This is a genomic window from Photobacterium damselae, assembly GCF_003026815.1.
Taxonomy (GTDB): domain Bacteria; phylum Pseudomonadota; class Gammaproteobacteria; order Enterobacterales; family Vibrionaceae; genus Photobacterium; species Photobacterium damselae.
The window spans coordinates 134484-147131 of record NZ_PYOG01000003.1 but is presented as its reverse complement, the minus strand read 5'-3'; the positions used below and the strand labels follow the sequence as shown (position 1 = coordinate 147131).

At 39.4% G+C, this 12648-nt stretch carries 10 protein-coding genes; 8 read left to right on the top strand and 2 right to left on the bottom strand.

All coding sequences use genetic code 11. The annotated features are described in order from the left end of the window. Positions 1-105: 105 nt before the first annotated feature. The 5 genes from CTN07_RS05075 (at position 106) to tatA (ending at position 4836) form a co-directional block, all read left to right on the top strand. Positions 106-1968 (top strand): potassium transporter Kup, encoded by a 1863-nt coding sequence (locus CTN07_RS05075; protein ID WP_005304466.1) that lies wholly within the window; start codon positions 106-108, stop codon positions 1966-1968. A 67-nt stretch (positions 1969-2035) separates the two neighbouring features. Then, positions 2036-3502: an ATP-binding protein gene (locus CTN07_RS05070; RefSeq protein ID WP_005304469.1), complete on the top strand. Its 1467-nt coding sequence runs from the start codon at positions 2036-2038 to the stop codon at positions 3500-3502. Next, a complete protein-coding gene (locus CTN07_RS05065; protein WP_005304472.1) occupies positions 3495-4190 on the top strand; it encodes a response regulator in 696 nt (231 codons plus the stop codon). The genes CTN07_RS05070 and CTN07_RS05065 overlap by 8 nt, the downstream gene beginning before the upstream one ends. A gap of 107 nt (positions 4191-4297) precedes the next feature. After that, positions 4298-4576, top strand: coding sequence for a hypothetical protein (locus CTN07_RS05060; RefSeq protein ID WP_036765492.1), 279 nt, complete (start codon positions 4298-4300; stop codon positions 4574-4576). 41 nt (positions 4577-4617) lie between these two features. Then, positions 4618-4836, top strand: a complete 219-nt coding sequence (gene tatA / locus CTN07_RS05055; protein WP_036765495.1) for a twin-arginine translocase TatA/TatE family subunit — start codon at positions 4618-4620, stop codon at positions 4834-4836. Between the two features lie 223 nt (positions 4837-5059). On the opposite strand, the gene CTN07_RS05050 is transcribed toward tatA, so the two are convergent. Both CTN07_RS05050 and pcp read right to left on the bottom strand, forming a co-directional pair. Next, positions 5060-5818, bottom strand: coding sequence for a hypothetical protein (locus tag CTN07_RS05050; RefSeq protein WP_005304475.1), 759 nt, complete (start codon positions 5816-5818; stop codon positions 5060-5062). A gap of 163 nt (positions 5819-5981) precedes the next feature. Further along, on the bottom strand, positions 5982-6620 hold the full coding sequence (gene pcp / locus CTN07_RS05045) for a pyroglutamyl-peptidase I (RefSeq protein WP_005304478.1): 639 nt from the start codon (positions 6618-6620) through the stop codon (positions 5982-5984). Positions 6621-7003: 383 nt separating this feature from the next. Between pcp and yfcC the strand changes: the two genes are divergently transcribed. From yfcC to CTN07_RS05030, 3 genes are all read left to right on the top strand, one after another. Then, the gene (gene yfcC / locus CTN07_RS05040; RefSeq protein WP_080551764.1) at positions 7004-8548 is read left to right on the top strand and encodes a putative basic amino acid antiporter YfcC; all 1545 of its coding nucleotides are present in this window, start codon (positions 7004-7006) and stop codon (positions 8546-8548) included. A gap of 74 nt (positions 8549-8622) precedes the next feature. After that, a complete protein-coding gene (locus CTN07_RS05035; protein WP_005304485.1) occupies positions 8623-9636 on the top strand; it encodes a succinylglutamate desuccinylase/aspartoacylase family protein in 1014 nt (337 codons plus the stop codon). Positions 9637-9963: 327 nt separating this feature from the next. Next, the gene (locus CTN07_RS05030) at positions 9964-12630 is read left to right on the top strand and encodes a molybdopterin-dependent oxidoreductase (protein WP_005304487.1); all 2667 of its coding nucleotides are present in this window, start codon (positions 9964-9966) and stop codon (positions 12628-12630) included. Positions 12631-12648 lie beyond the last annotated feature (18 nt).

Below are 12648 nucleotides of genomic sequence, written 5' to 3'. Positions count from 1 at the left end.
AATATATACCGCAACTTTACATGCCGCTTGTTACTCTTCCTCCTTCTTAAATGACGTAAGGTATTGTGTCGTGTCCTAAACAATTAGGCGGCCCATAACAACAAAATGCAAAATCAAAAACAGTCTTTATTGGTATTAACATGCCTATCTATTGGGATTGTGTATGGCGATATTGGTACGAGCCCTTTATACGCATTCAAAGCAATGTTTGATGGTGAACACTCAATCGCGATAAACCAAGCGAACGTTTTTGGCATCCTTTCGCTGGTTTTCTGGACGTTTATTCTTACTGTTTGTATTAAGTATCTATCTCTGGTCACTCAGGCTTCAAACAAAGGTGAGGGAGGGATTTTAACCCTTGCTTCATTAGCTCATGGTGTAGCGCCAAAGCAGTTAAAAATCTCAATACTATTTTTGGGTATGTTGGCTGCAGGTTTCTTCTTTGGTGAAGCAATCATCACTCCAGCCATGTCGGTTTTATCTGCGGTTGAAGGTATCAGCGTAATCAACCCTGATTTACAACCTATGATTCTGCCTATTTCAATTACGATTATTTGTGCATTATTTGCTATTCAAAAGTTTGGCTCGGGTAAAATCGGTCAATTATTTGCTCCTGTCATGCTTATTTGGTTTGTCTGCATTGGGGTATTAGGAGCCAATGCCATTATTGATAACCCAATTGTGATTAAAGCGTTGTCTCCACATTATGCTGTAGGGTTTATTTTTCATCATGGAGTTGCCACTCTGTTCACTTTGGGGGTTGTGGTTCTTGCGGTGACAGGTGTTGAAGCGCTATATGCAGATATGGGTCACTTTGGGATTAAACCAATACGCTTAGCTTGGTTTTTTGTTGTAATGCCTTGTCTGGTTTTGAATTATTTTGGACAAGGTGCGTTAGTATTAAGTCATGCTAAAGCAATTGAAAACCCATTTTTTATGTTAGCCCCTAATGCATTACGTCTGCCTCTTGTTATTTTGGCTACCTTTGCAACGGTGATCGCTTCTCAAGCTGTTATTTCTGGGATTTTTTCACTGACTCGTCAGGCGATTAACTTAGGGTTCTTGCCCCCTGTACGTATTCACCATACTTCTCATCATGAGCAAGGGCAGATCTACGTGCCTATGGCGAACTTTCTGCTGTTCATTTTGGTTATTACCGTTGTCGTAACTTTCGGCTCATCAACTCGGTTAGCAGCGGCTTATGGCATTGCTGTGACGGCTACGATGTTAATTTCATCACTATTTATTTTGGTGGTTTCAAGATACTTGTGGAATTGGTCAAGAAAAACAGTGATAACTTACGCGATATTAATGGTGAGTTATGATCTATTGTTATTTATCTCAACATCATTAAAGTTTGCAGATGGGGGATGGTTACCACTGACGATTGGTTCACTAGTCTTCCTACTTATGATCATCTGGTATCAAGAAAGAGAGAGAATTACTACCCTGTTCAAGCCATCTCTTTCCATTGATGCAATGGTCAAAGAGCTTGAGCAAAAACAATGGTCTAGAGCATCAGGTACTGCGGTTTATTTATCTAGTAACGAAAATCAGGTACCGTCATCGTTAGTGAATAATTTAAAATACAACGAAATCCTTCATGAGCGTAATGTTCTACTGACGTATAAATATGTTGATCAACCTTGGGTCCATCCATTAAAGCGATTAGAAGTTCGTCAATTATCTCCGTCGTTTTGGCAGATGATTGCGTATGTGGGCTATCAGGAAACATTGGATATTGAACAGATTTATCATGGGTGCTGTACTAAAGAACTGACTTTGCACCCAGCAGAAACCATATTCTTTATGTCTTCAGAGCGAATGAAGGTAAAACATGTTAGCTGGTGGCACGATTTAAAAGCTCGATTATTTATTTTATTGAGTCGAAATGCGCTGCGAACGTCAGAACGGCTTAGTGTACCTCAGGATCGATTAATTGAAATTGGAGTTCACTTAGAGATATAACAAGATAGATATATAAAGGCGTAGTGTTACGCCTTTTCCTTTGATTATTAGATGAATAGAACGTTTGATGAACAATCAATTTACTTGGGCTGATGGAAAGAAAATACTCTGTTTGTTTACCTTATACGCTTTGGTTACTTATGTCGGAGTTCGTTTTCGTGATGTTATCATTGAAACCGATACGGCAATGTTATTGTTACTTCTTAATATTGTAAGTGGTTTTTGGTTAAGAAAACGCATGGCATATGTCATTACGGCAATGAGTATTGTAGCGTTTCATTTTTTTGTACTACCTGAACACAATTCATTTAAATTTCAGAACTATCAGCACATCATTACTTTTGCTGTAATGGCTTTTAGTGGGGTATTTGCGGTTAAGATCACCCAATCGCAACAAAGAGAGCTGCATAAAAATATCGCGCTTCGTTCTGAGCTAAAAAGCAATTATGGTCTTGCTTCTGTTCTTGCCTCACTGAATGAGAGCGTAGAAATTGCCGAAGCTTCAATTCAGCATTTAGCAAGCTGTCGACAAATTAAAGCTCAAGTCTGGTTGTTTCAACCTAATTTATATTGCTTAGCTTCTCATGAGAATTTAGAACAGACCCATTTTATTGAGCAGGTTGAAGCGTATTATCAAAAGGGATGTGACGATATCCAGTCCGTTTCAGCCCATGTGGAATTACATCCGCTATATAGTCAAAACGGTGTGTTTGGTGTACTGGTTGTCGAGTTTTATCAACCTACAACGTTTAATCCTATCTTAAGTACTTTAATCAGTTTGTCGCTGGCCCGTTCAGAAGCCAATCATGCCTTGGCGATGGTTAAAGAAGCTAACCAAATGGAGCAGATGCGTAACACCTTATTAGCTGCAGTATCTCATGATTTGAAAACGCCTTTAGGTTCAATCATCGGGTCAGCTACAACGCTTAATGATCCCAATATCCATTTGCCACCACAGACAAAACAAGAATTATTGCAATCAATTGCTGAAGAAGGGTATAGCTTAAATCGAAGCTTAACTAAGTTACTGGATATCAGTCGCTATAGCATTAAGACTCTTGTGCCAAAATGTGATTGGGTTGAGCCTGAAGAGGTTATTGGCAGTGCAATAAAACGGGTCGAATTACTCTTAAAGCAGCATCCTATTAGCTTGGTAGGCGATACGATGTTAGTCTCATTAGATTACACGTTAATTGAACAAGTTATCGCAAATCTTATTGAAAACGCAGCAAAATACAGTTCTGGTAATAGTCCTATAGATATATCAACGTGTTATCTAGATGGTGCTTTTGTTTTTTCAATCGCCGATCGTGGCTGTGGGGTCGCTCCTGAAGATACTCAACGTATATTTGAACGTTTTTATCGTTCAGAGCATGTAAAAGTGAAAGGTACAGGGTTAGGATTAGCTATCTGTAAATTAATCGTGTCAGCACACAAAGGAACGATATCGGTAGCATCTAGAGAGGGGGGCGGTTCTATTTTTACAGTCCAGATCCCTTGTGAACGGTATGAGTTAACGGATATTTATGAATAGTGATATAAAAATTCTTATTATTGAAGATGAAGCGCCAATTCGTCGTTTCTTAGATATTTTAACTACAGGGCACGGCTACCAAGTAAAAACGGCTGAAACAGCACAAGAGGGACTGCGACAAATAGCAACCTGGAGCCCTAATTTGATTTTGCTCGATTTAGGTCTACCCGATGCCGATGGACTGGATTTTACCAAAGAATTAAGGACTTGGACTGAAACGCCAATAATTGTGATTTCAGCGCGAGATAAAGAAACCGATAAAGTCTTAGCCCTTGATGCTGGAGCTAATGATTACCTAACCAAACCCTTTGGCAGTGAAGAACTGTTGGCTCGTATTCGGGTGGCATTACGGTTGACTTCTCAGACGCCAATCAGCGATGTAACCAGCTATCAGTTTGGTGATGTAACAATGGACTTAGTTATGCAAACTGTAATGCGTGGTGATGAAGCCATTAAATTAACGCCTAAAGAGTATAAGATCTTATTATTGATGGCTAAAAATATGGGGAAAGTGCTTACTCATAAGCAGATATTAAAAGAGGTGTGGGGTGGAAATTATACTGAGCATGCACATTATGTTCGAATTCATATAGCCCAACTTCGACATAAGATTGAGTATTGCCCAGCTCAACCTAAACATATTATTACTGAGAATGGTGTTGGCTATCGCTTAATTGCTGATGACTAAATAGGTAATCTCTTTATAAAAAATTTATATGCACTTAAGTAATACTTACACTATCCATAGATAAAAGTCGCTAGGATGAAATTAATTCATTATAAGGGACATAAACTATGAGTGTTTGGCTTGCAACAAGTGCATCTGTAATTTTCTTTTTAATTATGATGCGTTTTAGTTGTTATCAGAAACCACGCTGGCAACAAGGTATTATTGTTTTTCTCCAAGTTGTCTCAGTATCCACGCTAATTCATTTAGTATTGGAACAGCATCTAACAGATTTTCTCTATGCTAAGTGGTACATCAGTCTGTTTTTTTCGGCCGTTTTTATCTTATCTGCTGTAAAAGATATTTATGAATCTAAACCCGTTGATACTAGTGCAGCTGCACGATAATTGTATTAAGTAACTATTTAATAATATAAAAGAGGTTTGCGATGGGTGGTATTAGTGTTGCTCAATTGCTTATTATTGGCGTTATTTGTGTTCTAGTCTTCGGTACGAAAAAGTTAAGAACCGTTGGCAGTGATTTAGGCTATGCACTAAAAAGCTTTCAAAAAGCTATGCGAGATGAGCCGGAGACGACTCAGGCAACCACGGTTAAAAATGAAGAGACAGTACAGACTCAAACCCGAGTTGAAAATAAAATCGATTAAGTTATTTGTTACCATTGGTTGAGTAAGAGCAGAGTTCAACCAATGGAAATAGAGACTTTGATTGCGATAAAAAAAATCCCGCAGTGAATATCATTGCGGGACAAAATCTGAATGGAAAATCTATCAGCTAGTTAAAGTAGCTGTGATTACCCGAGCATTATATGCCATATCTGTCATCTGTGTTGTGGATATATCCTCAGAAATACGGTTGTATTGATATAAATTATTTATCATCGCTATCTGGATTTTTGGTTATGTGGTTTAAAAACTTAATTCCGCGCTTTAGTCCTGAGGCTGTGAGAGCCGCATAAAATTTATCAATTTCAGCGAAATACAATCTAACGGCTTCTCGCTCTCGATGATGTTCGGTCATATTTAAAAATAGCAGACACATGGTACCAGTTCTTGAATGAATGATCTGTTCAAGCAAGCGGCAGGTAGCATCTTCTGATAAGCAAAATCCAAGATCGAGCCATAAGCTAGTTAGGGTATGGCAAAAAGCCTCATCAATTTGATTATCAATGTCTTCATGAAGTGAAAATTCAAGCGCCAGAGTTTTAACGTGTTTGGTTGCAAGGGCCGCAATCATATTTTCTACATCAAGACTTAATGGCTGGCTAAGGTAGTTAAGTATCTCAGCTTCATTCACCATACTGGCTTTGTTGTGAGCGATTGCTTGCTGTAAAGACGGATCGCGGCACGATAAAGTATACGAAGTTATTGAGCGCTGAATAACGTACTCAAAATCATAAAATCGCTGCTCAATGTTAAGTAATTTGTTAGCGGTATTTTGTGCTTCACTAAAAAAAGCACGGGTCATCAGACTTAGAGTCAATAGAATCTTAGTATGGTGAATAGCACCTTGAAGACGATCCTGATAGGTGCTGGATTTACTACTGAGCTCAGTAAAGGCGATCATCTCCCTGACAGCCGACTGAATCTGCAATTCTAAACTGATGGTTTCGTTTAGTCTTGTAGACATAAGCGTACTCCTATCCTGCTAGTACACTTTAAGTGTGGAACATGATTGAGTATTTTGCGAGGTTTTCCTTGAAATTGATGACAGGACTACCAAAAATTAACACCATAAATCAGATGCTTGTTGCTAATTTCGGTAGTCGTTTCAAACCTGTCTTATTGATGCTTTAACAAATGGTTCCAGCACCAACTGAAATGTCTTGTTCGTTACTGACTGTTGCCTCAATGGCTATTTTAAGCCCTAACACAATGGTATCTAAAGACATGCTAGGTTGATCACCTGCTGGTGCTTGCTCCGGAAGTAAAGGGATATGAATAAAGCCATGTTTTGTGTTTGAGTCACGAAGATAGTGCTGAATACCATAAAATAAATGATTGCAAACAAAGGTTCCTGCGGTATTAGAGACCTGACATGGGATCCCTTGTTGCTGTAAAGCCTGTGTGATGGCTTTTATTGGTAGGGTGCTAAAATAGGCATCGGGCCCCTGCTCAATAACAGGCTGATCCGTCGGTTGGTTTCCATCATTATCTGTAATTCGAAAGTCATCAATATTGATCGCAATTCGCTCTGGAGTTATTGCTGCTCTACCACCTGCTTGGCCAATGGTAATAACAATATCAGGTTGATGGTACTCAATGGCACTGATAACCGTATCAATAGCTTTAAAACGAGCAACAGGAACTTGGCAAGTAACAACAGTAGCATTAGTAAAAGAGATTGCTTCCAGTTGTTTTACCGCTTCAAGTGCTGGATTTATGCTTGCCCCGCCAAAAGGTTCAAATCCTGTAATTAACACTTTTTTCATCGATCTTCCCTAATAAGTGTTCGTAAACTATGTCTGTGAATAAAAGTTGTGAATAAAAATTGGGTATAGATTAACGCGAGATAACGTACAGCTTATCAAATCATGATGCATTTTAATTGCATTGAATCGGCATATTGCACTTATCCTAGCGGGTGAGAGTGTAATAGATTTTTGGATTTCTCCCGATCTTATTTTCTAAATCAAATGTAATTAAATAAATTTAAGAATAGAAAATGAATTAATATCCAAAAAGCATCTCAAATAGGAATAATTGATAAGGCAACTAATTGTTATAAAAAGAGATATTGTTAAAGTTTTCAACAAATAGCAATTGCATTTTAAAGCGAAATAGATGATATATTATACAGATTTTACTGATAATAATGGATTATATTTTGCAAGCCGTATCAAACGAAAAAGGATCTACTGGATCAAAGAAAAAACAGTGGCAAATACCTGATACCTTTATTCTTATCTTTTTAGTCGGTGTATTCGCAACTGTTCTAACCTACCTCATTCCCGCAGGAAGTTTTACTCAACAAGAAATCAGTTATGTTGTCGATGGTGTTGAAAAAACACGTTCGGTTGTTGACCCTGAGTCATTCAAAGTCGCATTAAACGATCAAGGTGAGCCTGTTTATAATTCAGTTGGCTTTTTTGCCTCTGGTGGTGGCATTGGCTTAATGAACTTTGTCTTTGAGGGCTTGGTTTCTGGCAGTAAATGGGGTTCTGCCATTGGCGTTATCATGTTTATGCTGGTTATTGGCGGTGCGTTCGGAGTTGTGATGCGAACGGGAGCTATTGATAACGGCATTTTGGTTCTTATTGATAAGACAAAGGGTAATGATCGCTTCTTTATTCCAACCTTGTTTTTGCTGTTTTCTCTCGGTGGTGCCGTGTTTGGTATGGGAGAAGAGGCGATTGCTTTTGCGATGATCATTGCTCCTTTGATGCTGCGATTAGGCTACGACGGTATTACCACCGTAATGGTGACCTATATTGCGACTCAAATTGGTTTTGCAACATCTTGGATGAATCCATTCTCAGTCGCTATCGCACAAGGTATTGCAGGGATTCCAGTTCTTTCTGGTATGGAAGTTCGAATTCCAATGTGGGTTGGTTTTACTCTGCTAGGTATGCTTTATACCATGCGTTATGCGGCGAGAATTAAGAAAAACCCTGAGCTTTCTTACAGTCGCCGTACTGATGCTTCAATGCGAGAGCATAATGCGGAAGTGCAAAAGTCAGATTGGTGTCTTGGCTATACCCTGGTCATTGCAACGGTTGTCTTTACTACTGTATGGGTTGTTTGGGGCGTGGTTGTTCATGCTTGGTATATCCCTGAAATCGCCTCTCAATTTTTCACTATGGGCTTTATTGCCGGTATTATCGGGGTTGTATTCAAACTAAACGGTATGCGCTTAAATGATATTGCAGCGTCATTTAAAGAAGGGGCTGGAACAATGCTTGCTCCTGCTCTATTAGTGGGGTGTGCCAAAGGGGTATTGTTGATCTTGGGTGATGGGTCTGCAACAACGCCAAGTGTCCTTAATAGTATTCTAAATAGTGCAGGCAGTGTAATCAGCGGTATTCCTGATGTGGCCGCTGTTTGGATGATGTATCTGTTCCAATCTATTTTTAATTTCTTTGTAACATCGGGATCTGGCCAAGCTGCACTAACTATGCCTTTATTAGCCCCTCTAGGTGATATTGCTGGCATTTCTCGTCAAGTGAGTGTTCTCGCATTCCAGTTAGGTGATGGTTTTACCAATGTGATTGTGCCAACTTCAGCTCCGTTAATGGCAACACTTGGTGTGTGTCGTATCGACTGGGGTGATTGGGCTCGTTTCTGTTGGCGTTTTATGCTGTTACTTTTCGTGACGGCCAGCATAGTGGTTATAAGTGCTCATCTCGCAGGCTTTGTATAAGTCATTTAGGGATATGATTGTTCAATTTAAAGGCGTACTAAAGCAGTGCGCCTTTTCAGTTTTAAGGATTTGTTATGGCTCAAACAATATATACAGGGGATACTCTTCAATCTATACCTGTTATATCTCATTTAAATGTGTCTGATTTACCAGTAGGTTGCCATCAGTTTTGGTTTAGTGCATCTTCTAATGCTTTAGCACAAAATAACTTATTGCCAGTATGGGTCTTTAAGGGGGCTAAAGAAGGTAAGCGTTTATGTATTACCGCTGGAGTTCATGGTGATGAGTTTAATGGAATATTAGCGGCTCAACAGTGTATTCGAGAATTACAAGAAAATATTGAAAATATCCAAGGGACTGTTGTTGTCGTTCCTATTGTTAATTTATCTGGCGTATTACATCATCATCGAGATTTTTTTAGTTCTGATTTGGATCTCTCTTCGATAAATTTAAACCGCTATTTCCCTGGTAATAAAAATGGGAATGCTGCAGAGCAATATTTAGCTGCAATATGGTCTCATTTATTACATCCTAATGCAGATTTAGCCATTGATTTGCATACTCAAACATCTGGAACCTGTTATCCTCTTTACGTTTTTGCCGATTATCGACTGTCTGATGCGGTTACAATGGCTCGATTGATAGAGCCTGATGTGATTTTGGATGATCCAGGTGCAGAAGGGGTATTAGAAACGGTATGGAATCAACATCAAATTCCATCAATTACCATTGAGGTTGGATGTGGTCGTATCACTGAGTTAGAGTTTATTGAACGGGCAGTGAATGGGATTTGGCGAGTATTAGAGCAGTATAATATTGCCGTAACAGAAGAACGAGAAGAACCGATAAGAGCTGCATTGATTGAAGGAAAAGAAGTGACTTCAATTCGGGCTCTGACTGGCGGTTTTATTATTCCTCAAGTGACATTATTAGAGAAAGTCGAAGCAGAGCAGTTAGTCGCCATTCAATATGATATTTTTGGGCAAGAAGCTCATCGTTATTACACACCCAAAGAAGGGATTGTATTAAGCTTTAATATTGAATCATTGCGCGAAGTGGGCTCCCTCGTAGTCCGTTTAATTCATTGATCAATTTATTTAACTGCAAGCATTCAATTATTATTGAGTGCTTTTATTTATAATCCATTAATAAATACCATGTTTGTAAACATTGTTAATGTTGGATTTAACTACAATATAAGATGTCTGCATTGGTTTTTATTTTGACAATACTATCAATTAGTTAAGGAGCATTGTTCTATTGATCTGTTTTATAAGATTATTTTTGCTTATATTAATGATTTCTATATTTAATGAATGATTTATAAAAACATTGATTGAATTAATGCTACTTTTTATAGGGTTTTAACAAGGAGTAGGATGAGTCGAAAATAACAAAGATAGATAGGAGCTACTATGGACGTTTCTCGTCGTTCATTCCTAAAGTCGGCTATTGCTACCGCTATTGCAGCAAATGGCCTTACTTTATTTCCACTGGATTATGCCTTTGCCGACGATACCGTTTTGATTCCAAGTGCTTCGCATTGGGGACCATTTTATGCCGTCGTGAAAAAAGGGGTATTGGTTGGTATTCAGCCAAGAAAAGAGATTGATCCTCTCCCTACCGAAATGCTGTTAAAAGGGCTATTAAGTCGCACTTATAATAAAACTCGCATTCAGTATCCAATGGTACGTAAATCGTATTTAGAAAATTTAGGCGGAAATACCAAACCTGAATTACGGGGTAAAGAACCGTTTGTTCGTGTTAGTTGGGAAACCGCTTTACAATTAACAGCGAATGCGATTTTACATACCATTGAAACAAAAGGTAATCAGGGTATCTTTGACTCGTCTTATGATGGTTGGTCTAATACCGGTCTATTACGACCACCTGTGGTTCAAGGTCGCTTTTTTAACTTAATTGGCGGTTGCAGTACGACTATCGGTGATTATTCAGCTGGCGCATCAACGGTTATTCTGCCGCACATTGTTGGCGATATGGAAGTATATTCACCTCAGACTGCTTGGCCAGTTATTGAGAAAAATACCGAAGTGTTTGTTTTAGTGGGTGCCGATCCGTGGAAAACAAACCGGGTTGAATTCCGCGTTGCAGATCATCAAATGCAAAGCCATTGGCTTGAGTGGAAAAAGAAAGGGATCAAATTCATCTCCATCAACCCGCAACGAACCACCACTGATGAAAATTTAGGTAGTGAGTGGATCTCAATTACACCAGGAACCGATACTGCGTTATTTAATGCAATGGCTTATCACCTCCATGATAAAAACTTGGTTGATGAAGCGTATGTGAATAAATATACCGTCGGTTATCCTCAGTATGTTGAATATTTACTGGGTACGAAAGACGGTATTCCGAAGACTCCTGAATGGGCGGCGATGATAACAGGGATCAGTGCCGAACAAATCAAACAATTAACTGAACTCTTTAAGAATAAGAAAACGCAAATTGCTGCTGGTTGGGCATTACAACGTGCCGATCATGGTGAAATGGTTCACTGGGCTATCATTAACTTTGCTGCGATGGCCGGAAAAATTGGTAAACCAGGTGAGGGCTTTGGCTTTAGTTGGCACTATGGTAACGGTGGTATGCCTCAATCAGGTGCGGCTCTGCCAGTAACGATTGGTCAAGGTCATAATGCAGTCAGCGCGGGATGTCCGGTGGTGTTACAAGCTGAAATGTTGAAACACCCAGGTAAAGCGTTTACTTATAATGGTCAAACACTGACGTTCCCTGATGTGACTATGATCTATAACTCAGGTAATAACTTATTCTCGCACCAGCAAAACCTAAATGCACTGTTAGATGCGATGAATAAGAAAGTAGAAACCTATGTCTGTCAGGATACTTGGTGGTGTGCTTCTGCTCGTTATGCCGATATTGTATTGCCAGCAACAACAGCACTAGAGCGAGTTGATATTACCTCTGGTGGTACTTACAGTAATGATAAAGTCTATGCGATGCAGCAGGTGATTGAACCTTATGGTGAGAGCTTAGATGATTTTGAAATTTTCCGTCGTTTAGCGAAACTGTTTGGGGTTGAGCAGCAGTATACAACAGGTAAAGATATGATGGGCTTGATCAAAGAAGCTTATGCAAACTCTACCGCAGGAAAACTTAAACCGTTTGATCAGTTCTGGAAAGATGGAGTAACCCATTTACCTGTACCTAAATCAGCAGATTATTGGCAGCGTCATGGTGCTTTCTATGACGATCCTAAGAAAAACCCACTTCATACACCGTCAGGAAAAATAGAACTTTATAGCCAAGCTATTGCGGATATGAATATTTGGGATTGTCCTCCTGTTCCAACCTTCATGCAGCCATTTGAGTATTTAGGTAATGCTGATAAGGGTCAGTTGCATATTTTAAGTCCGCACCCATGGATGCGTTTACACTCACAAATGGCCAATGCTGACACTAACAGTTATGAATGTGTTGATGGACGACAGTTCTTATTAATCAACGAAGAAGATGCCAAGGCTCAAGGTATTGCTGATGGTGATCTGGTTGAACTTTATAATGGCCGTGGAGCCTTGTTGTGTGGTGCTCGTTTAGCCAAAGATCTTCACCGCGGCGTGGCTTGCTTACATGAAGGCGCATGGATGCAATTGGATAAATTAGGTCGTTGTAATAGCGGTCAAATTAATGTGATTACATCGGATCGTTCTTGTGGTGGTTTGAGTCAAGGAACCAGTGCAAATACGTGCCTTGCATACTATAAAAAGTGTACAAATCCATGTTCACCAAACCAAGCGTATGAGCCACCACACATCGTAGCGGAAAGTGATTGCCAAATGATGATGAGCTTAGCCACCTTGAATATTCCTGAGCGTATTAATAAATTTATGCATTCAAGTGTGTCAAATAAGCCGCAACAAAGCATTGGAGAAAAGATCTTTTACGAACGTTGTACCATGTGTCACGCCGCACCAGATCCTGCATCACACACTAAAGGACAGTGGGATGGTATTACGCAAAGTATGTTCCCTCGTGCTGGTTTGAATGACCAAGAGAAAAAAGAAGTTTTAGATTTCCTTTATAAACATGCCGCAAAAGCGTAAAGATTTCTAAATAGACCT